The 22539-nt window shown below is 37.3% G+C and carries 20 protein-coding genes; 13 read left to right on the top strand and 7 right to left on the bottom strand.

Features of this window, described 5'->3' with window-relative positions:
* Positions 1-12: 12 nt before the first annotated feature.
* From B8967_RS20300 to B8967_RS20290, 3 genes are all read right to left on the bottom strand, one after another.
* Complete coding sequence (locus B8967_RS20300; RefSeq protein WP_084087573.1) at positions 13-2136, bottom strand: Tex family protein; 2124 nt, start codon at positions 2134-2136, stop codon at positions 13-15.
* A gap of 99 nt (positions 2137-2235) precedes the next feature.
* A complete protein-coding gene (locus tag B8967_RS20295) occupies positions 2236-2901 on the bottom strand; it encodes an O-methyltransferase (protein WP_047486293.1) in 666 nt (221 codons plus the stop codon).
* A 254-nt stretch (positions 2902-3155) separates the two neighbouring features.
* Positions 3156-5150: a T9SS type B sorting domain-containing protein gene (locus B8967_RS20290; RefSeq protein ID WP_084087571.1), complete on the bottom strand. Its 1995-nt coding sequence runs from the start codon at positions 5148-5150 to the stop codon at positions 3156-3158.
* Positions 5151-5699: 549 nt separating this feature from the next.
* On the opposite strand from B8967_RS20290, the gene B8967_RS20285 reads away from it, so the two are divergent.
* Positions 5700-6377, top strand: a complete 678-nt coding sequence (locus B8967_RS20285; protein ID WP_047485830.1) for a YceI family protein — start codon at positions 5700-5702, stop codon at positions 6375-6377.
* A 107-nt stretch (positions 6378-6484) separates the two neighbouring features.
* Positions 6485-6739 carry a DUF1294 domain-containing protein gene (locus B8967_RS20280; protein WP_047485828.1) on the top strand — a complete coding sequence of 85 codons (255 nt, stop codon included), beginning with the start codon at positions 6485-6487 and terminating at the stop codon, positions 6737-6739.
* Positions 6740-6750: 11 nt separating this feature from the next.
* On the opposite strand, the gene B8967_RS20275 is transcribed toward B8967_RS20280, so the two are convergent.
* Positions 6751-8082 (bottom strand): right-handed parallel beta-helix repeat-containing protein, encoded by a 1332-nt coding sequence (locus B8967_RS20275; RefSeq protein WP_084087570.1) that lies wholly within the window; start codon positions 8080-8082, stop codon positions 6751-6753.
* Between the two features lie 211 nt (positions 8083-8293).
* Here B8967_RS20275 and typA point away from each other — a divergent pair, with 211 nt between their 5' ends.
* From typA to ychF, 5 genes are all read left to right on the top strand, one after another.
* Positions 8294-10099 carry a translational GTPase TypA gene (gene typA, locus B8967_RS20270; RefSeq protein ID WP_047485823.1) on the top strand — a complete coding sequence of 602 codons (1806 nt, stop codon included), beginning with the start codon at positions 8294-8296 and terminating at the stop codon, positions 10097-10099.
* Between the two features lie 281 nt (positions 10100-10380).
* A complete protein-coding gene (locus tag B8967_RS20265) occupies positions 10381-11745 on the top strand; it encodes an MFS transporter (protein ID WP_084087568.1) in 1365 nt (454 codons plus the stop codon).
* A gap of 166 nt (positions 11746-11911) precedes the next feature.
* A complete protein-coding gene (locus B8967_RS20260) occupies positions 11912-13525 on the top strand; it encodes a glycoside hydrolase family 10-like protein (protein ID WP_084087566.1) in 1614 nt (537 codons plus the stop codon).
* Between the two features lie 324 nt (positions 13526-13849).
* Complete coding sequence (locus tag B8967_RS20255) at positions 13850-14401, top strand: ferritin (RefSeq protein WP_084087564.1); 552 nt, start codon at positions 13850-13852, stop codon at positions 14399-14401.
* Positions 14402-14582: 181 nt separating this feature from the next.
* Positions 14583-15674, top strand: a complete 1092-nt coding sequence (ychF, locus tag B8967_RS20250; protein WP_047485815.1) for a redox-regulated ATPase YchF — start codon at positions 14583-14585, stop codon at positions 15672-15674.
* 157 nt (positions 15675-15831) lie between these two features.
* Here ychF and B8967_RS22605 read toward each other — a convergent pair whose 3' ends face one another.
* The 3 genes from B8967_RS22605 to B8967_RS20245 all read right to left on the bottom strand — a co-directional run bounded on the left by B8967_RS22605 (position 15832) and on the right by B8967_RS20245 (position 16598).
* Positions 15832-15996: a hypothetical protein gene (locus tag B8967_RS22605; protein ID WP_167449386.1), complete on the bottom strand. Its 165-nt coding sequence runs from the start codon at positions 15994-15996 to the stop codon at positions 15832-15834.
* Between the two features lie 54 nt (positions 15997-16050).
* The gene (locus B8967_RS22355; protein WP_143330564.1) at positions 16051-16221 is read right to left on the bottom strand and encodes a bacteriocin; all 171 of its coding nucleotides are present in this window, start codon (positions 16219-16221) and stop codon (positions 16051-16053) included.
* Positions 16222-16394: 173 nt separating this feature from the next.
* Positions 16395-16598 (bottom strand): hypothetical protein, encoded by a 204-nt coding sequence (locus tag B8967_RS20245; protein WP_084087562.1) that lies wholly within the window; start codon positions 16596-16598, stop codon positions 16395-16397.
* Positions 16599-16827: 229 nt separating this feature from the next.
* Between B8967_RS20245 and B8967_RS20240 the strand changes: the two genes are divergently transcribed.
* From B8967_RS20240 to B8967_RS20215, 6 genes are all read left to right on the top strand, one after another.
* Entirely contained in the window at positions 16828-17853 is a 1026-nt protein-coding gene (locus B8967_RS20240) for an SDR family oxidoreductase (protein WP_084087560.1), read from the top strand.
* A 1-nt stretch (position 17854) separates the two neighbouring features.
* Positions 17855-18508, top strand: a complete 654-nt coding sequence (locus B8967_RS20235; RefSeq protein WP_047485810.1) for an NAD-dependent epimerase/dehydratase family protein — start codon at positions 17855-17857, stop codon at positions 18506-18508.
* Positions 18509-18513: 5 nt separating this feature from the next.
* Entirely contained in the window at positions 18514-19635 is a 1122-nt protein-coding gene (locus B8967_RS20230) for an MBL fold metallo-hydrolase (RefSeq protein ID WP_228406269.1), read from the top strand.
* Between the two features lie 6 nt (positions 19636-19641).
* Positions 19642-20424 (top strand): helix-turn-helix domain-containing protein, encoded by a 783-nt coding sequence (locus B8967_RS20225; protein ID WP_084087557.1) that lies wholly within the window; start codon positions 19642-19644, stop codon positions 20422-20424.
* Positions 20425-20510: 86 nt separating this feature from the next.
* The gene (locus B8967_RS20220) at positions 20511-21449 is read left to right on the top strand and encodes a helix-turn-helix domain-containing protein (RefSeq protein ID WP_047485806.1); all 939 of its coding nucleotides are present in this window, start codon (positions 20511-20513) and stop codon (positions 21447-21449) included.
* Positions 21450-21538: 89 nt separating this feature from the next.
* The gene (locus tag B8967_RS20215) at positions 21539-22303 is read left to right on the top strand and encodes an SDR family NAD(P)-dependent oxidoreductase (protein ID WP_047485804.1); all 765 of its coding nucleotides are present in this window, start codon (positions 21539-21541) and stop codon (positions 22301-22303) included.
* Positions 22304-22539: the final 236 nt, after the last annotated feature.

Below are 22539 nucleotides of genomic sequence, written 5' to 3'. Positions count from 1 at the left end.
TAAAATATATGTTTACAGAATCATACTCAGCTGAATCCTCTTTCTGGCTTCATCTACCTCCGTTACTTTCACGCGAACATGCTGATGAAGTTTTACCACTTCATTGACATCAGAAACAAATCCGTCTTTCAGCTGGGAAATGTGAACCAAACCGCTTTCTTTAATTCCCAGATCTACAAAACATCCGAAAGCCGTAATATTGTTGACGATTCCCGGAAGGATCATTCCTGTTTTTAAGTCTTTAATACTTTTTACATGAGGATCAAACTCAAATACTTTAGCAGCTTTTCTAGGGTCTAATCCCGGTTTTTCAAGCTCCTTCAGAATATCTTTGATTCCTAAAATTCCAATTTCTCCTGTAATATAATCTTCAGGTTTTACCAGCGTTATTTTTTCCTTATTAGCAATCAGTTCATGGGTTTTAATCCCAAGATCTTTGGCTATTTTTTCTACAATACTGTAAGCTTCGGGGTGTACAGCAGAATTGTCTAATGGGTTTTCGGCATTGGCAATTCTGACAAATGCAGCGGCTTGTTGGAAAGCTTTTTCGCCCAGCCTCGGTACTTTTTTCAATTGCTTCCTGTTTTCAAAAGCTCCGTTTTCTGCACGGTAGCTGACGATGTTTTCCGCCATTTTCTCCCCAATTCCGGAAACGTAGCTCAATAACGATTTACTGGCTGTATTTAAGTTAATTCCTACAGAATTTACACATTTCATGACGGTAGAATCCAGTTCATTTTTCAACTGAGTTTGGTCTACATCATGCTGATACTGGCCAACACCAATAGATTTTGCATCAATTTTCACCAGTTCTGCCAGTGGATCAGAAAGCCTTCTTCCAATAGAAACAGCACCTCGTACAGTTACGTCATAGGTAGGAAATTCATCCCTCGCGATTTTGCTGGCAGAATATACAGAGGCTCCTGCTTCAGAAACCACAAAAACCTGTAAAGGCTTATCAAAAGCAATTTTTTTAATGAAAAATTCTGTTTCACGGCTTGCCGTTCCATTTCCTATAGAAATAGCTTCGATATTATAGGCGTTAACCATAGAGCGGATTTTCTTCATGGCCATTCCTGTTTCGTTCTGTGGTGCATGAGGATAGATGGTTTCATTGTGGAGTAAGTCTCCCTTTTCATCCAGACACACAATTTTGCATCCGCTTCGGTAGCCGGGGTCAATGGCTAAAATCCTTTTTTCACCCAAAGGCGGTGCTAAAAGTAACTGGCTTAAATTCTCAGAAAATATTTCTATAGCCTTCTTATCTGCTTTTTCTTTGGCTTCCTGCAGGCTTTCATTGGAAATGGCAGGTTCCAGAAGTCTTTTATAACCGTCCTTTATGGCCAGTGCAATTTGATCAGAGCTTTCATTATCAGACTTGATAATGGCTTTCTCTATAAAGTCGATGGCTTCCTCCTTATCAATGCCTACATTGGTTTTTACAAAGCCTTCTGCTTCTGCTCTTAGCATTGCAAGAAGCCTATGGGAAGGTGTTCTGCTGAGGTTTTCTTCCCATTCAAAATATTGGGAGAACTTCTGGGCAGCTTCTTCCTCTTTTTTAGCTTTTACTGCCTTAGAGGTGATTACAGCTTTACGCTGAAACAGACGACGGAGATTTTTACGGACATACATGTTTTCATTGATCCATTCTGCCATGATATCTCTTGCTCCCTGCAGTGCTTCTTCTTCTGATGGAACTTCATGATTAAGGTATTTTGAGGCCAGAAACTGAATGTCGTTATTCTTCTGGCTCATAATGATTCTGGCTAAAGGTTCCAATCCCTTTTCTTTGGCTGCATCAGCCTTTGTCTTTTTACGTTTTTTGAAAGGAAGGTATAAATCTTCCAGCTCCTGAATATCAAAGCTTTCTTCAATTCTTTGTTGGAGTTCAGGTGTTAAAGCGCCCTGTTCATCTATAGATTTTACAATAGATTCCTTTCTTTTGACAATCTCTTCAAACTGCTTGCTGATCTTTGAGATCTGTTCAATCTGAACTTCATCCAAATTCCCGGTTTTATCCTTTCGGTAACGGGAAATAAAAGGAATAGTGCAGTCTTCTGCTAATAATTGTAGGGTATTGTTGATGCTCTTTTCAGAGATATTAAGCTGCTTCTGTATAAATTCTACGGTCGTCATTGTTCTGTTTTCGGATCGCTAAAATAGGGTTTTTAAAAAGAAAAAAGACGAGTTGCCCCGCCTTAAAAATATTTTTACCTGTCAAAATTACAGGCCAAATCAATTAACAATGGCAATTGCCATTCCGTCATATTCTTTTGCGCCCACTGTTTGCATAATTGTCGCGGTAACTTTTGGATTGCTGGCCAGCATTGTATTAAAACGCTGTACACCTTTCACCTTTTCATCAGTGGTATTTTCATCTAATACTTTGCCTTCCCTAATTATATTATCACAAACGATTACTGTTCCCGGATGTGAAAGCTCAAGTGCTAATTCAAAATATTCGGTGTAGGGTGGTTTATCGGCATCGATAAAAATAAAGTCAAAAGGATCTTCATTCTTGGCAATAAGCTCTTTTAAGAGATCCATTGCTTTGCCAACCCTCAGGTCAATCTGATCAGTAAGTCCGGCTTTTGCAATATTCCGGCTGGCAATATCAGCATGATGAGGATCATATTCTATGGTAATAACTTTGCCATCTGCAGGAATAGCTCTTGCCATCCAAATAGTGCTGTAGGCTCCTAAAGTACCTAATTCTAATACGCGCTTGGCTTTACACATGAGCATCATGACCTGTAAAAACTTGCCTTGCGTTGGTGTTATACTGATTTGAGGCATGGAAGCATCATCTAAAGACTGAATGGTTTCTTGAAGAAAACGGTCTTCGGGTGCTACCAGGTGGCTAATGTACTGATCTACTTTTTCGAATAATTGCTGATTCATGTTTTGAATTTTGAAAATTGGTAATTGAAGTTTCATTGTTTGTCTAAGCTACAAATTTTGAGGTAGTTGTAACCATAAAGTCAGTAAATGAATAAACTCTAAGATAAGCAATTTTCCAGAAACAAAAAAAGTGCGGAGAACTGCCTTATCTATTTTACAGAGAAATGCTACGTACTGCAGCTGTTCACTACGATCGGAATCTGATTCGTAAAAGTACATCAATGTGCTTTAATCAACTTCATTACGAAATTGGATTACTCTCTGTTTTTGACAGTAATCCAACCTGTGTATTGGATGGGTGTCGCTTTTTTGTCATTTTCATTCCAGGAAATTGTATACCAGTAGGTGGCTGTAGGAACCTTTTTGCCGGAAAATGTACCATCCCACTTGAAATTTCTTATTTTATCAGCTTTGTAAACTTTGTTCCCATACCGGTCATAAATTTCAAATATCAGATTGTTCTTATAGGCTAAAGCAGAATAATCAATAATATCGTTTTTACCATCTCCATTGGGGGTAATAGCATTGACTAAGTTGATAACTGTGACTTCTACAGAGATTGGAGCACAGTTGTAGGCATCTTTTACATGGAAGGTATGTTGGCCTCTCGTAAGATTAGTAAACGTATTGGAATTTTGCCATACAGGAGTATTGTCAATCGAGAATTGATAAGGTGGAGTTCCGCCTGTTGTATGGATGATGGCTGTATTGTTATTAATTTCTATAGATTGGATTACAGGTTGTGGAGAAGGATATACTTTTACTGTTTGCTTTGTAATGCAGTTTCCGGATTTCAGATTAACCCAGTAGATTCCTGTATTTACATTATCAATCTGCTGAGTGGTAGCTCCGGTGCTCCATTCATAAGCATTAAATCCCGGGCCGGCGTCAAGCGTTGTTGTTTCTTCAATACAAATGGTTTTATCTACTAATACAGGAGATGTTTTAGGAGGTATAATTTCTAAATTTACTTTCGCTACAGAAAAGCAGCCATTGCTGCCGGTTATTCTTATATAAACTACACCGGTCGGTGAAATGTATGAAGTAAGATTAGCCATAATTTCATTCGTTCCATTAGTGGCATCAGCTAAGGAAGGGAAATAACGCCTTGTTACTCCTGCTTCGGAAGTTACATTGGCTGTCGTAAGATTAAATGAGGCTGTGGAAGGATTGGATGCTATAAAACATTCTCTGATTGAGGTATCATTAACTGTAGGAGGGTTATTTATGGTAACCACTGCAATCTGGCTTACAGCATTACATTGTGTATTTAGGGAAGAGCCCTGAGGGCCTACCTTGAATCTGATTGAATAATTACCAGCGCCTTTGCCGGCTGAGTTAAAAGTATAAACCGGGTTAGTTGTTGGAGAGCCTTCATCTACCCATGTGTTACCCCCATTGCTGCTAAGTTGCCACTGATATTCTGCAGGAGTGTACGAACTTCCGGTAAGGGTAGCAGTAAAGTCTATTGTTGAATTCTGATTAGTACACAATGACGTACCGGCATTAGGTAAAGCCTGGATAGTAGCAGGAATACATGGAGATACAGTAATATCATCAATGGCTATATCATTCCCACATCCGTTGCCAACAGAATTGTTAATGATCTGAAGTTTTACTGAAGAGGTAGAGGCATTGTTGAAAATAATAGAATAGGGTGTCCAGGTTTGGTTTGTCGGAATATTTCCTGTTGCTGAGGTTCCTAAAACATTTCCTGTTGAGGTATCAATTGCTCGGAGGGTTACGTTTGGATACTGATAGCCTGATCCACAAGTACCGGGGGGATTGACGTTAAGAATCCAGAGTGATAGGCGTAAAGTAGTATTAGGGCATAAGTCATTCATGACATACTCAAAAAAAATAGTTGAAGCTGTAGAAGGAGCATTAATCAACATCATGAGCCCATTGGGATTTCCTGTATGATCGGAAGAGTTTAGAAAACCATTTCCTCCAATGCTGGGAGTTTTAACTAATCCAGAAAAGCCGTCTGATAATGCTCCTCCATTGGGTGGGCCGGCTGCTCCTACAAAAGTAGTTGAAGTAGTGGCTCCTGGTGCGTAAGTAGCTAAAGGACCATACCAGTTAGCGGTAGCATTTCCCTGTCCAAAAGTTTGATTGACAATAGGAGGCCCCCAGGTTCCGGCACAGCTAGGAGCGGTTTGAGCATTCAATAATGAATAACAGAAGCTGGAGAATAAAAAAACCAGCATGCAGTAGATTTTCCTGTCTGAAAGTAGTGTTTTTTTCATATTATGTTTTTTACGTTTTATGATCTCATGGAGTAAATTTTTGATGTAATGAATGATCTTGATTTAATTTTAAAACTGATTTAAGTAAAATCATTTAATTTTTATATTTTTAATAATTATTATGTATTTTAAATATGTTATTCTTGTAAAATTATCATTTTATTTTACTATTTGTTATTTTATTTATGGTGTTTTAAAATTATTGACAATTTTAATTATACGCCTGTTGATATAAGGTTTCTGATCTCGGATGAAATGGATAATACTATAATAGTGTAGGAAAGGATAGATTGGTATGCTGGCAAAAGCACTTTTACAATTAAAGAATTTTGTGATACACAATAGTAGAATACTGATGATATATTTTGAAATGGATTACGTGATGAATGCCCGAAGTTTGATTATTGTAATTAGTAATAGAATAAATTAAATAGTCTATTGCACAATAAAAACCAAAATTTTTCATTTCTTGATGTATGTTAAGGTCACAGAAATAAAGTTTCTTTACTTTTGGAATCTTAAAATACAAACTTTTTTAAACAATTCAATATGAAAAAAATTAGCGTAATTGCATTAGTAGGAGTAGGATTGCTTGTAGCATCATGTAATAAAGGAAAATCAGCAGATACAGCAGCTACAGCTCAGGAGCAGACTGTTGCAGAAAGTAAAGGAGAAGTATTGGCGGTAGATGCTGCAACTTCTGTAGTAAACTGGAAAGCATATCACAAAGGAGGTATGGCACCTCGTTGGGGAACACTTAGCGTAAAATCAGGAGATATCAGTGTTGATGGAGGTCAGGTTTCTGCAGGAAACTTTGTAATCGATATGAACTCTATCAAAGTAGATCCTGCTTCAGTAACAGAGAAGGATAAAAAACCGGCAGATCTTGAAGCGCACTTAAAAAACCCTGATTTCTTTGATGCGGCGAAAAACCCAACTTCAGAATTCAAAATTACAAGTGTTGCAGATTTAAAAGAGGCACCAAAAGATGCTGTGGCTGGAGCAAACAAAACAGTAAGCGGAAACCTTACTTTGTCAGGAAAAACAATGAATGTGACTTTCCCTGCTAAAGTAGATGTAGTAGATAATTCAGCTTCTATCCAGGCTAAATTTACAGTAAACAGAGCTGATTGGGGAATCAAATTCGGTACTTCAGAAGCAGATCCGGCAGAATGGATGATCAGCAAAGACATCGAAATTGCTATTGATGTAAAAGCTAAAAAATAATTGTTGAACAAACAATGAATTATAGAAGAGCTGCTTTACCCAAAGCAGCTCTTTTTTGTGTAATACGGATAGGAGAGGACATTGAATAAATTAATACATTTGCCCCAATGATTTATATACTGTCTGTCATCAATATATTGAGCTTTTTTATTTTTGGACTCGATAAAAAACGTGCTATTCAACAGAAAAGAAGAATACCGGAAAATACACTGTTAGGAATTTCGCTTTTAGGCGGTATCATAGGATCAGCCTCGGGAATGATCATATTTAATCATAAAACCTCTAAAAAATCATTCCTCATGAAATTTATTCTGGTAGTCCTCATTGATCTTGTATTGCTTTACAGATTTATAAGACATTGATAAGTTTGTTGTTATGATAATGGTTGATTTGCAGCCTTCTGATAACAGACCGTTCCCAGGTTGTCATTGGTTACAAAGTTACCCATGATATTCGGAGTGATTTCAGATAAACATTTATTGTGGATGATGGTTGTTTTTAATCCTGTATCTGTTTTGATATCATATGCTTTAAAGTTCTTGAGAGAATTTCCTCTTACTTCATCATAAAAAGATCCTTCTCCAATAATGTTGATACCAATAGAGGTGGTATCGTTTTCAGTATGCTCATAGATAAAAAGATCGTTATCTACAATTTTGTTTCCACGGGTCAGTGCAGAAAGCTGGGTATTATTGGCCAAAAATATTCCGTATCCCGGCTGGGAAAGAGCGATGTAATTGCTGTTGATATTCCAGTTATTGCAGCCCCCCGCTATCGTTATCCCCGCATGTCTGCAAAAATCAATTATACTGTTGTTAACATTAATCTGGGATGCCTTTTCGGCATAGATTCCTTCGTAGACATTGCAGATGTTTGTATGGGTAATTCTCCATCCTTCTTTTGGGAAACTTCCTTCAAACCAGATGCCTCTGCTGCCTGGGATATCATAATGATGGTTAATCATAATTGATGTATTGCCGGAGATTTCATTGTGGGCAGAGAGCCCTTTAACATGAATTCCCACTTTACAGTTTTCGGTTTTTAGGGTTTGAATTTGAGAGGAACACATATGGTTGACTTCTAATGCGGTGTGATATCCTCTGATCGTAAGGTCCCTTAAAATAATGTCATTGATATGATTTTCCACGATGCCATTCACTTTAATTCCGGTGAAGGTATTGGGAGATGTAGTATGCCATATGATGTTATAAATTCCAAATCCTTCAAGAACTACTCCTGATGTATTGAGAATAATACCATCATTGTTGTTGGTGATCAGAAACGGAGGAAAACTGATATTGCTTTTCACAGAAGAACCTTTTATTTTAATAGCCTTATTGATCTGTAGCGGACTGCGGAGCATATATCTTTTATTGTCCAGACGTAAGACCTGTCCTGTTTCCATTTCGTCGATTAACTGCTGGATCTCAGGAGAATCATCTGTATTGCCGTCTCCGTACACTTCCGCAATTTTTATAGAAATATCCTGGGTGACAATTCTTTTATAATACACGATAGACTCATCATTGTTGATTTTGGTACGGTAAAGATAACGGCCATTGGCCGGCACCGGTTTAGCCTGTTTTCTGAAATTAACAAGTTCTCCGCTGTATTGATCAATCAGTGTTACAATTTCTCTGTCTAAATTAGGGTCCTGAGAATCAATGAATTCATTAATGGTCAGGACATGTAAATTATTTGTCATTTTTTGTTTTTTTTTGAGAGATGAGTTTTTGAATGCAGTTTTATGGAAACAAAGGTAAAATTGACCAGCGTCAGAACTTGACGCAACATATTTTTTCAGTGATTATAAATGGGAATTATCTAAATTTCTCATTATGAAATTGTTAAATATTGCATAAACTTTTTAATTAATTCATTTTAAATCACTATTTTTGCACCCGTAAAAATCCTATATGCAAAACATTAGAAATATTGCGATTATCGCACACGTTGACCACGGGAAGACGACTTTGGTTGACAAAATCATTCACGCTACCAATATTTTCAGAGAAAATCAGGAGAGTGGAGAATTAATTATGGATAACAATGATCTTGAAAGAGAAAGAGGGATCACGATCTTATCCAAGAATATTTCTGTTACTTATAAAGACACAAAAATTAACGTAATTGATACTCCTGGTCACGCGGATTTCGGTGGAGAAGTAGAGAGAGTATTAAAAATGGCTGATGGAGTTATTTTGTTGGTGGATGCGTTCGAAGGACCGATGCCACAAACAAGATTCGTACTTCAAAAAGCATTGGAGCTAGGTTTAAGACCATTAGTTGTTATCAATAAAGTAGATAAGCCAAACTGTCGTCCGGACGAAGTTCACGATCAGGTATTTGACTTATTCTTCAACCTTGAAGCAACTGAAGAACAATTGGATTTCCCAACATTCTACGGTTCTTCTAAGCAAGGTTGGTTCAACACTTCATTAGAGCAGACTGAAGATATTTTACCATTATTAGATGGGATTTTACAATATGTTCCTGAGCCGAAAGTAACTGAAGGAACTCTTCAGATGCAGATTACTTCTCTTGATTTCTCTTCTTTCTTAGGAAGAATTGCTATCGGGAAAGTAACAAGAGGTGAGCTTAAAGAATCTCAGTGGATTGGGCTTGCTCAGGCAGACGGTAAAATTGTAAAAGGAAAAGTAAAAGAACTTTACGTTTTCGAAGGTTTAGGAAAGAAAAAAGTAACTGAAGTACAGGCAGGAGATATCTGTGCTGTAGTAGGTTTTGATGCTTTCCAGATCGGTGATTCATTCGTAGATCTTGAAAATCCTGAGCCATTGGAAAGAACGGCTATTGATGAGCCTACCTTGAACATGACGTTCTCTATCAACAATTCACCTTTCTTCGGAAAAGATGGTAAATATGTTACTTCTAATCACCTGAAAGAAAGATTAACAAAAGAATTAGAGAAAAACTTAGCATTAAGAGTTCAGCAGACTGATGATGCCAATACATTCCTTGTATTCGGTAGAGGTATTCTTCACCTATCAGTTTTGATCGAAACAATGAGAAGAGAAGGTTACGAAATGACCATTGGTCAGCCACAGGTTATCCTTAGAGAAATTGACGGTGAGAAATGTGAGCCTTATGAATCTTTAGTTGTTGACGTTCCTGAAGAATATGCTTCAAGAGTTATCGACTTGGCAACTCAGAGAAAAGGAGATCTTCACATCATGGAAACTAAAGGAGAAATGCAGCACATGGAATTCGAAATTCCTTCAAGAGGTTTGATCGGATTGCGTTCTCAGATGTTGACAGCTACTGCTGGTGAAGCTATTATGGCACACCGTTTCACAGAATATAAGCCTTTCAAAGGTGCTATTCCTGGAAGAAACAATGGAGTATTGATCAGCAAAACTCAAGGTCCTGCTACAGAATATTCTATTGCTAAATTACAAGACAGAGGTAAGTTCTTTGTGGATCCGGGTGAGGAAATCTACGCAGGTATGATCATTGGAGAACAAAACAAACCTGGAGATCTTGTTGTAAACATTGTTGAAGCAAAACAGCTGAACAACATGAGAGCTTCAGGAAAAGATAAAGATACTGGAGTTGCTCCAAAAATCTTATTCTCTCTTGAAGAATGTATGGAATATATCCAGGGTGATGAAGCAATCGAGGTAACTCCAAACTTCATCCGTATGAGAAAGAAAATCCTTTCTGAAGAAGAAAGAAAAAGAATGGAAAGATCAGCGAAAGCTTAATCAAATTCTTATATATAAATTAAAGCCCCGATTTGTCGGGGCTTTTTTGTTTTTACAAGGGTAGGAGGTATGATGATATGTTTTATTTATTTTAAGCTGTTGTATTTCTTTTTCAATTATTTTACAGGTTTCAAATGATTTTTTCATTCATTTTGTATGTTTTAAATGAAATAAATAAGTTATTGATTTTAGTATAGAATTAATTGTATGTTTGTTCATAAAGCAACGAAACGTTGCGATATCATAAAAAAACCTGTTATAATATAAAATGATACAATAAAATGGACATAGCAAATGATACCTATAAAAATGATATTAAAACTGTTATTGTTGCATCATCTGTAGGAACATTGATTGAGTGGTACGATATGCTGCTTGCTGTAATTCTTGCAAAAGTTCTCTCCGTAAACTTATTCCCGTCGGAAGGTTCTCACTTTCTGGAGACCCTTGCCATAGTAGGATCGTCATTTATGTTTCGTCCGATAGGATCCCTTATTTTTGGAAATATAGGCGATAAAGTAGGCCGAAAATATTCCTTCCTTATTTCATTGGTTTTAATGGGAGCTTCTACGTTTCTGATTGGCTGTATTCCTAATTTTTCCAGTATTGGTTGGGCAGCTCCGGTTTTGTTACTGCTGTGCAGATTGCTGCAGGGGTTAGCGATCAGTGGCGAATATGCCGGTGCCGTCATTTATGTGGCAGAACATGCTCCGATGGAAAAAAGAGGGTTTTATACAGGATTTATTCAGGCAACAGTTCCCGTAGGGCTGTTGGTTTGCTTAGGTGTCGTTTTTATAACAGAAAGTACAATGTCTGAAGCAGATTTTAACAGCTATGGGTGGAGAATTCCCTTTCTTTTAAGTTCTGTACTGGTCATTTTAAGCTATTTCATACGAAAAAGACTTCATGAAAGCCCTGTTTTTGCAGAGCTTAAAAAATCCGGAAAAACGAGCAAGTCACCGATTAAAGAGGCATTTACAACAAAAGGTAACGTAAAAACAATGTTGAAAGCTATTTTTGGAGGTAATGCCGCACAGAGTTCGGTGATGCAGACCAATCAGTTTGTTGTATTTTTCTTTTTGCAGAATACCGTGAAGCTTGAAAATACTACTGTTTTACTGATTACCGGAATAGCCATGTTTTTAAGTGTATATTTTTACCAGTACTTCGGCGCATTGAGTGATAAAATTGGACGTAAAAAGGTACTCATTGGAGGCTTGGTTTCCAGTCTTATTCTGATTCCGCTGTCTTTTTATCTTTTTATGAAAATCGGAAATCCTCAGGGTATTGATGAAGTACATTCAATCACTACAGATGCCATATTGAAGATTGTGGGGCTGAGTTTTTTGCTTTCAGTGGCTGCAGCGGCTACTTACGGCCCTTTGGGTGCCTTTATGCTGGAAATTTTTCCTACCAAAATACGATATACCAGTATGGGATTTGCCCAGAATATGGGAAACGGTTTTATTGGGGGTGCCACAGCTTTTGTAACAGAGTTTCTTAAGACCAGTTTTGTTGTGAGCGCGTTTCTTTCTCCCTTTATAGGTTTGATTTACCCATTAGTTCTCGTGGTGCTGGCTATCATCGTTAATATAACACTGATTCCGGAAACCTATAAAACTGACCTTACGAAAGAGGATGAATAAAGAGATATATGTAGTGCTGACGGTCATTCAAAGCTGAATTGTAAATTGCTGAACAGGGCAGAAATTATTTATATCATTAAAAAAGAATATTTCAAATTCGGATAATCGTCTTTATATCATTAGTTTTGCATTTTTAATATCTTAGAATCCTTCTTCCGACCAATATATGAGAATACATAAATTAAAGCTTATCGTTTTATTAGGAATTTTTGCGTCTTACACTACCTCGTGTTCTGTTCAGAACAATGTTGTAAAGACTCCTCCAACTAAAAACAGTACAACAAAACCTAACAATAATACAACGAAGCCAAAAGAACCTGTGGCGGTTACCAAGCCTCAAACAGGAATTCCAACAGAAGAAACTTTCAGAACCACTCTTCCGGAAATTAAAAGAGAATTCCGGGGAGCATGGATTGCCAGTGTTGCAAATATCAACTGGCCTTCAAGAAATAATCTGACCGTAGAGCAGCAGAAAGCAGAAGCGATCAGCATGCTCGATATGCTGAAAGATAATAATTTCAATGCAGCCATCTTCCAGATCAGACCTTCGGCAGATGCTCTTTATACCAGTAATATTGAACCCTGGTCTTACTTTTTAACCGGAGAAACCGGAACCGCTCCTTATCCCAATTATGATCCGCTTCAGTTTTGGATTGAGGAAGCACATAAAAGAGGGTTAGAGCTTCATGTCTGGCTGAACCCTTACCGGGCTCACCATACGAACGGAGGTTCAGTAAACAGTTTATCAATGGCCAATAAACTTTCCGATATTGTAGTAAGATTAAAGAACGGAATGTATTGGTTTGATCCTGCTAATCCTAAAACACAGGGTCATGTTTCCAATGTTGTAAAAGATATTGTGAAAAGATATGATATAGATGCAGTTCACTTTGATGACTATTTCTATCCTTATGCCACCTACAACAGAGGGGCAGACTTTCCTGACAATGCCAGTTGGAATACTTATGTAAGCAATGGTGGAACATTATCAAGAGCAGACTGGCGAAGAGATAATGTTAATAAATTTGTAGAACGTATCTATAAAGAAATCCACGCTGAAAAAAGTTATGTAAGATTTGGAATCAGCCCGTTCGGAATCTGGAAACCGGGATATCCAACAGGAATTGTTGGATCTTCACAGTATGATGAACTGTATGCAGACGCCAAATTATGGTTAAACAAAGGATGGGTAGACTATTTCTCACCACAGCTATACTGGCCTATAGATTCAAAAGGACAGAGCTTTGAAGCGCTGTTAAACTGGTGGCAGGGAGAAAATACCTTGAACCGTCACTTATGGCCGGGGTTAAATACAGTGGAGATCAAGGTTTCTGACCGTCCTACGGAGATTAAAAATCAAATTGAAATTTCCAGAAATATTCTGAAAAAAGATGCCGGAGAAATCCACTGGAGTATTGCCGGGCTTACAAAGAATTCAAATATGCTTCCGGTCCTTAAAAACGGGCCTTACAGTGAAAAAGCATTGGTCCCTAAAACACCATGGATAAAAGCTGTCCCGTTACAGGCTCCTACACTGTTTATTACAGACATCGGAAGTTCTGCACGGGTAAACTGGAGTACCAAAAATATAGGTGAAGTTTTTCAATGGGTACTTTTTACGCAGTATAACGGACTGTGGGAAACTGAAATCATAACACTGGATACCCTTTCAAAAGATATTCCTAAGTTTAAGGATGGAAAAAAATTAAATGCTGTCGCCATCAAAGCTATTGACAGACTTGGAAATGAAAGTGATTATATTGCAAAAAAAATCAAATAAATTTTTGAAATAAAAAGCGAAAAGAAGCTGAGAAATCGAGTGATGATGACATCAATTGATATAGGGATATCTGCAAAAATCTTTGATTTTATGGTACCCTGATCATAAAATGTATACAAGTCTTAGTGCCTTTGTGCTAGCTAACAATAAGAAACCCGGTTCATTGTAGAACCGGGTTTTATTTTAGAATTACTATAAATTATTAATTTAAATCAATGAAAATCAGTTAAATATAAATTGATTTTAAATTTGTGTGTTAAAATTTAAAGTATTGTCGGAATCATTTTTGCATTATGAATCTCATAATCACCAAAATATAACATTATGAATACGAACAGACTTTCCGCAAACATGGAAAAAGCACTTAGTGAACAAATGAATAAGGAAATTCATGCATCACACGTTTTTTTATCTTATGGAATTTGGGCTGATGACAAAGGATATCAGGGGATTGCCAATTTTCTTTACAGACATGCTCAGGAAGAACGAAATCATTCAATCAAATTCATGGAATATATTCTCAACAGAGGGGGCAAGCCGAAAGTAAATGCCATTCCTGCTCCTCCGGCAGACCCGAAAACACTTACCGCATGTTTTGATGGAGTCTTTAAACATGAAGTGGATAATACAACGGCCATCTACAAAATTGTAGACCTTTCAATGGATGAAAAGGACTGGGCAACATGGAACTTTATGCAGTGGTTTGTACAGGAACAGATTGAAGAAGAAACATTGGCTCATAACTTAATTGATAAATTGAAAATTGCAGGTGGGGACAGAGCAACCGACGAATCTTTATTTACTTTAGATAAAACATTACAGGAAGCTCCGAATGATGTGCCACTGGCACAGAATGCCACGGGAGACAATCCCTAAAGCCTGATTATTAAAATAAAATGAGTTGAAAATCTGCCAGAATACCGGCAGATTTTTTTATTATGAATCTCCCTTTAAAATCACTATCTTTGCACACTCATAATTCAAGGTCCATCATTCAATAGTAAAAGTTGGAGGAATCTTGAATTACAATTGAACCTTAAACTTTGAATTTTACAATATGAAATGTGGAATCGTAGGCCTGCCGAATGTAGGTAAATCAACTCTTTTTAACTGTCTGAGCAATGCAAAAGCTCAATCAGCAAACTATCCTTTCTGTACTATTGAGCCGAACCTTGGAACGGTTTCTGTACCGGATCAAAGATTGTTTGAACTGGAGAAAATCGTAAAGCCTGAGAGAGTTTTACCAGCTGTAGTTGAAATCGTTGATATTGCAGGTCTTGTAAAAGGAGCCAGCAAAGGAGAAGGATTGGGAAACCAGTTCCTGGCCAATATCCGTGAGTGTGAAGCCATCATCCACGTTCTAAGATGTTTTGATAACGGAAACATTATTCATGTTGAAGGTTCTGTAGATCCGTTAAGAGATAAAGAAATTATTGATATCGAATTGCAGCTGAAAGACCTTGAAACAGTAGGGAAAGCAGTGGAGAAAGCTAAAAAATTCATCAAATCCGGAAAGAAAGAAGATTTATTGACGTATGAAACGCTTCAAAATCTTCAGAAATTCCTTGAAGACGGTAAAAATGCAAGAGAATTTGCAATGGATGATTTCGCAAAATCAGTGATCTCAGAAGTGCAGCTTCTAACCAACAAACCCGTATTGTACGTTTGTAATGTTGATGAAAATTCAATTAAAAATGGAAACGACTGGATTGGTAAGATTGAAGAAATGGCTAAAAATGAAGGTGCTGAAGTTGTGGTTTTAGCCGCTCAGATTGAAGCTGATATCAACGAATTGGAAACTTTCGAAGAAAGAGAGATCTTCCTTGAAGAATTAGGCCTTACAGAACCGGGAGTAAATCGTTTGATCAGAAAGGCTTATGACTTATTAAAACTTCAAACGTATTTCACAGCTGGGGTAAAAGAAGTAAGAGCATGGACTATCGGACAAGGATGGACAGCTCCTCAGGCAGCAGGAGTAATCCATACAGACTTTGAAAAAGGATTTATCCGTGCTGAAGTAATCAAGTATGAAGATTATTTGACTTATGGTTCTGAAGTAAAGATCAAAGAAGCCGGAAAACTTTCTGTAGAAGGTAAAGAATATATCGTTCAGGATGGTGACATCATGCACTTTAGATTCAACGTATAAGAGAAAAATATTAAAGTTAGTTTGTAATAAAAAAACGCTTCCATGAATTTGGGAGCGTTTTTTGCGATACCGGAAATATAAACATGGATATGGTTTGAATTTCTTTCTCACTGATAAAAAAACGCTTCCATATGGGAAACGTTTCATTATCATTATATTATTCAAGTTCTATAGGTCCCGGCTGGCACTGTGGCTCTGCACAGCTTAGAGAGTATCTCTTACACTGTAGGTTTGCAAGTAAGCACATTTCTTTTCCTCCGGTAATAATTCTTAGTTCTTTTTTATTTAATTTTTTTCCGTTGTTTAATGTTTGATTTTTCATTGTCTTGATTTTATAGGTTAGTTGTTATGTATATTTTTTTAAATAGTATTTATATTATGGTAAAAGAGGATCCGGTACATATCTGCATTGTGGCTCTGCACAGCCAACTCCTACTGTTCTGCACATACCTGTCATCGGATCAATACACTGTCTTAATCCGCCGGTAATAGCTCTTAGCTCTTTTTTATTTAATTTTTTGCCATTGTCTAGGTTCTTGTTTTTCATAGCATTTAATTTTAATTGGATTGAGTGAATTTATTCTTAGAAGTTGTATAAACTTCACAAAACAAAACGGTTATATCAAAGTCTTTTAAAACTTTTTTAGTTATTTTAAGTTGCCCACTTTGTATAGCGTAAGCAGGCTTAAGTTTTCTATAGTAAAAAATTTTGGCAGCTTTTTATTCTATGAGTTGTGGTCTGCATACTTTTTGAGCGCAGCCTACAGAAATCGTGGTACAGTTTCGGGGATCACCAGGTGGATAGGTTTCACATGGCCACTCAGTACATAAGACAGGCTGCATACAGTCAAGCATACCACCTGTAATCATTTTCAACTCTTTTTTGTTTAGTTTTTTTCCGGTTTGTAAAATTTGTTTTTTCATGGGTCTGATTTTTAATGACTTAGTTTTCACGAATGTAATAAAAATAAATGAGCGTAAATCACTTTTTGTAGAAAAATAAATAATTATTTTCACGATATACTGAAATATTAATAATTAGGCCCTTGTTGAATATACCAGCTTGCTGAACTTTTCAACAAAGGAAAATGGACTTTTCAGCAAATTGATTTCCCCTTTTATTGTAGAAATTTGCTTTATTAATATTTCAAAGATGAAAAATAAAGAAACAGTTTTGGTAACAGGAGGTTCGGGTTTTATAGCCTGCTATTGTATGATTACCTTGCTCAATAATGGGTATAAAGTAAAGGCTACACTTCGCTCACTTAAAAAGTCTGAACTGGTAAAAAAGATGTTGCAGGAAGGAGGTATCCATAGCTTTGAAGACCTGTCTTTTGCAGAAGCAGATTTACTGGATGAGAAAAGCTGGGAAAGGGCTGCTGAAGGTTGCCAATATGTTATTCATACTGCGTCACCCACCCCTCATACCGATGCAGAAACAGAAGATGATTTTGTAACTCCTGCCAAAAACGGATTGCTCTTTGTCATGCGTGCTGCAAAGAAAGCAGGCGTGAAAAGAGTGGTATTAACCTCTGCTTTTGGTGCTGTAAGCTATGGGACAATAAAAAATACACCCTATACAGAAGAAGACTGGACAATAATTAATGATACGGTATTTCCTTATCAGCGTTCCAAAACCATTTCAGAAAAGGCGGCCTGGGACTTTATAAAAAATGAGGGTAATGGTATGGAGTTATCCGTGGTAAATCCAACGACGGTTATGGGTCCCGTACTATCTGAGGATTATGCCCATTCTATTCAAATTATCAGACAAATGTTAAATGGTGAAATGCGGGGCTGCCCTAAGCTAATTACAGGATATGTAGATGTCCGGGATGTAGCTGATTTGCATTATAAAGCATTGACAATGGCTGAGGCTAATGGGCAACGTTTTATTGCGGTAGGAGGAGAAGCTCTTTCAATGCTGGAAGTGGCCCAGGTTCTAAGAAAAAATTTAGGAAAGGTTGCAGATAAAACTCCAACAAAAGAATTACCTAACTGGGTGATCAGGTTGCTTGCTGTTTTTAATCCGAAAATTAAAATGATTGTTCCTCATTTGGGGCTGGTAAAGAGGGCAAGCAGTGAAAAGGCAAAAACCTTATTAGGATGGAAACCAAGAAGTGCTGAAGAAGCTATATTAGCAACAGCAGAAAGTTTAATCAGATTTAACCAGATTTAAAATGAAAATTATTATTACAGGGGCTACTGGATTAGTAGGGGAAGGTGTTTTAATGGTTTGTCTGGAAAATCCGGAGATTACAGAGGTCTTAACCATCAGCAGAAAGCCATCAGGCCGACAGCACAATAAACTTAAAGAACTGATTGTAAATGATTTTTCAGAGATCAAAAATAAGGGACCTCAACTTAGCAGATATGATGCCTGCTTTTTTTGTGCCGGTGTAAGCTCTGTAGGGGAAACCGAAGAAAGCTTTACAAAAAAGACCTATGATTTTGTAATTTCATTTGCCGAAATATTATCTCAAACTAACCCGGCGATGACGTTTATCTATGTCTCTGGAAACCGTACCGACAGCACAGAGCAGGGAAAAGTGATGTGGGCAAGGGTAAAAGGACGAACTGAAAATGCTCTATTAAAGCTCCCTTTTAAAGCGGTATATAATTTTCGTCCAGGATTCATGAAACCGATGAAAGGGCAAAAAAATGTACGGTTTATTTACCGTATTTTTGATGCATTGTCTCCTGTTTGGTATTTATGTATTCCCAATTGGATCTGTAGAATGGAGGAAGTGGGGTTGGCAATGATTCATTGTACTTCCAGAGGATATAATAAGACTGTTTTGGAAGTAAAAGATATTAAAGCATCTGCCTTATGAAAAAAATGATGGACATATTGAAAAGAGTAATAACTGTATTATTGTGCCTGATTCTGATTGCTGTCGCTGTTGTTTATTTTTATATGAAGCAACCCCAGTTTGGAGCATTGCCCGAAGGGGTGAGATTAGAGAGGATCAAAAAATCACCGCATTATAGAGATGGGAAGTTTAGGAACTTAGAAGAAAAACCTACCATAGCAGAAGGATACAGTCTTGTAGGAGAATTGTGGGAGTCTCTGACAAAAGATTATCCCAGGACAGCTCCCAAAGATAGTCTTCCTTCGGTGAAAACCAATCTGAAAACAATTCCTGCTGATAGAAATGTAATTGTTTGGTTTGGCCATTCCTCTTTCTTTTTGCAGCTGGATGGGGTGAAAATTCTGGTGGATCCTGTTTTCAGTGGCAAAGCATCACCTTTACCCTGGGGAGTGAAGGCATATAAAGGCAGTGATATTTATACTGCAGAAGATATGCCTGAGATTGATTATATGTTGCTTTCACATGATCATTATGATCACCTGGATTATGAAACGGTAAAGGCATTACAGCCTAAAGTAAAATATGTAATCTGTGGCTTAGGTGCCGGATCCCATTATCAAAAATGGGGGTATACGGGACGGCAGATCATTGAAAAAGACTGGGGGGATAAACAGGAGGTAAAACCTGGTTTTACGATCTATACTGAGAGTACTCATCATGATGGAGGGAGAGGTTTTACAAGTTCACAAGCGCTTTGGCTGTCTTTTTTTATTCAGTCGCCTTCGATGAATATATATTACAGTGGCGATGGCGGTTATAGCACACGCTTTAAAAAGATATCCGAAAAATATCCTTCCATTGATTGGGCTATAATGGAATGTGGCCAATATAATAAAGCATGGCAGTCAGTGCATGAATTACCTGAAGAAGTAGCTCAGGCAACAACTGAATTAAAAGCTAAAAATATGCTGCCGGTACACCATTCAAAATTTACTCTGGCAAAACATTCCTGGGATGAACCCCTGGAGCGTATTTCAGCGTTATCCCAATCCAAAAACTACCGTCTGGCTACACCCATGATTGGTGAAATGATAAGATTGGATGACCCTGCACAAACTTTTAAGCAATGGTGGAAATCCGTAAAATAATACATCATGAAGATCACTGAAATAAAATCCTGTTTTGTAGGGCCCGTCATCTCACCGGAACAGTTTATCGCTGAACATTTCTTTTTATTTCTGGCAAAAGGAAGTATGAATGGCTATGATGGCAGCAAACATTATACGCTTAAACCTGGAGATAGCTGTATTGTTCGGAAAAACCGCCTGGCACGATACAATAAACAGCGGGACAATAATGAATTTGAAAAAGTAATTTTCATTTTTGATGAATTATTTTTAAAAGATTTTTACAGAACCTATCATTTATCTTTTCAGAATTATCAATCAAAAGATGCATTTATTCCCATAAAAAAAGATAAACTGATTAACAGCTTTCTGCTGTCTTTGGAGCCTTATTACACAGATTCCGGGGCTGTCAGCAAAGCATTTTCAGATGTGAAAAGACAAGAGCTGCTGCTCATTTTATTGCAGCTGCAACCCGAATTATCAGATATACTATTTGATTTTGGAACTCCGGGGCGGCTGGATCTTGAGGAGTTTATGCAAAAAAATTATAAGTTCAATGTCAATTTGGAACGTTTTGCATTTCTTACAGGACGCAGTTTATCAGCTTTTAAGAGAGACTTTAAAAAAATCTTCAACGAGACCCCTAACCGATGGTTAATTAAAAGAAGGCTGCAGGAAGCATTATTTCTGATTAAAGAGAAAAAGCAGAGACCAACAGATATTTATATTGATTTAGGCTTTGAAGATCTTTCCCATTTTTCTTTTGCATTCAAGAAAGAGTTTGGAATCTCAGCGAGTAGTTTGTCATAGTACTGAAATTATTTCCGGTCTTCTTAGTGTTTTTAACTCAAAGGTTTCCATAACTTTGTATATTTGAATTTTACAAATCATCTGCTATGGAAAAGATAGCTCATACTTCACTGGAAGATTTTTATAGAGAAATGGCGGCCAAGCTGGGGAAAGACCTTGAAAGTATTTTCCCAAAAGGACTTCATAAAGACATCGGACATTTTAATGTTTTTGATATTGCCCAAACTATTGAAAGGATAAAGACCACGTCAGAAATGCCTTACAATAGAAGGAAGTATTATAAAATAAGCTTTATCAGAGGCAGAAACAGAGCTGAATATGCCGATAAAGTTATTTCCATACAGCAGAATGCTTTATTGTTTGCAACCCCTAAAGTTCCTTATCACTGGGTTCCGGAATCTCCCGAACAGTCAGGAAGTTTTTGTGTGTTTACCGAAGACTTTTTCATAAAAGATAAATCCTATAACAGTCTGGAAGACCTTCCGATCTTTCAGCCCGGAGGAGTACCTGTCTTTGAGATTGATGATGAGATGGCTGAAGAAATTGAAATTCTTTTTAAAAAAATAAAAAAAGAGATTGCTTCAGATTATATCTACAAATATGACCTGATTAGAAATTATGTACTGGAACTGATTCATTATGGACAAAAGCTACAGCCCGCATCCAATATTTCAACATCAAACGATGCTTCCATGAGGGTGGTTTCTTTATTTATAGAATTACTGGAAAGACAGTTCCCCATTGAATCTACAGAACAGAGATTGCAGTTAAAGACGGCAAAAGACTATGCAGACAGACTGGCTGTTCATGTCAATTATTTAAATAAAAAGCTGAAAGAAAGCACGGGGAAAACGACTACCGAATGTATTGCGGACCGCATTATCCAGGAAGCTAAAATCCTTTTAAAACAGACTCAATGGAATGTTTCTGAGATTTCTTATGCTTTGGGTTTTGAAGAAATTGCTCACTTTTCAAACTTTTTTAAAAGGAAAACAACTTTTGCCCCACTGGAATTTCGTTCATGATTTGAATTTTGCAAATTTCAGATTGATTCAAGCAAATAGTTCAAGACGAAAATACCTCAACTTTGTAACATCAAAATAATCAAAATAAAATGGACACAAAAACAAATATTGCATTGGTAACCGGAGGAAGCCGAGGCTTGGGTAAGAATTCTGCACTTAAAATTGCTCAAAAAGGATTGGACGTTATTATTACCTATAGAAGCAATAAAGAAGAAGCGGAAGCTGTAGTAGAGGAAATTAAAGCTTTGGGAAGAAAGGCGGCGGCTTTTCAGCTGGATACAAAAGATATAAAGAGCTTTGACGGATTTGTGAAGGCGGTTACGGATCATTTACAGCAAAATACCGGAAGTTCGAATATCGATTACCTGATCAATAATGCAGGGACAGCTTTATATTCACCTATTACCGAAGTTACCGAAGAGCAGTTGGATGATATCGTGGATATTCATTTCAAGGGTGTGTTTTTCTTAACCCAAAAACTGTTACCGTTTATCAATGATGGCGGGGGAATTGTAAATATTTCTTCAGGGTTGGCCAGATTTGCTACACCGGGATCATCTGTTTACGGTTCTATAAAAGCAGGCGTGGAAATGCTTACAAAGTATATGGCTAAGGAATTGGGAACCAGAAAAATAAAGGCTAATGTAGTAGCGCCGGGAGCTATAGAAACTGATTTTGGAGGAGGAAGAGTAAGGGATAATAAAGATATAAACGCCGTAGTTGCAGGTGCTACAGCCTTAGGAAGAGTGGGGCTTCCTGACGATATTGGTGGAGTAGTGGCCTTTTTATGTACCGAAGATGCAGGATGGATTAATGGGCAAAGAATTGAAGCCTCAGGAGGAATGTTTTTATAAGCAGTCTGAAACGATATAGAAAAAAGAACCAACCTGATAGGGCTGGTTCTTTTTTTATGTATCTGTTGAATCTAGTTTATGGGTAAGATAGGACCAATGATTTCGATGGGATCAACGGGAGTAGGGGGCTGACACTGGGGTTCTTTGCAACCCGGTCCGTAGTATTGGCAACGTGTACCGGAAATGATACATCTTACAAGCCCTCCAGTGATCATTTTCAATTCTTTTTTATTTAA

The sequence above is a fragment of the Chryseobacterium sp. YR221 genome (assembly GCF_900176315.1).
GTDB lineage: Bacteria > Bacteroidota > Bacteroidia > Flavobacteriales > Weeksellaceae > Chryseobacterium > Chryseobacterium rhizosphaerae.
The sequence above is the reverse complement of the archived record's forward strand: the minus strand, read 5'-3'. Positions and strand labels throughout refer to the sequence as shown.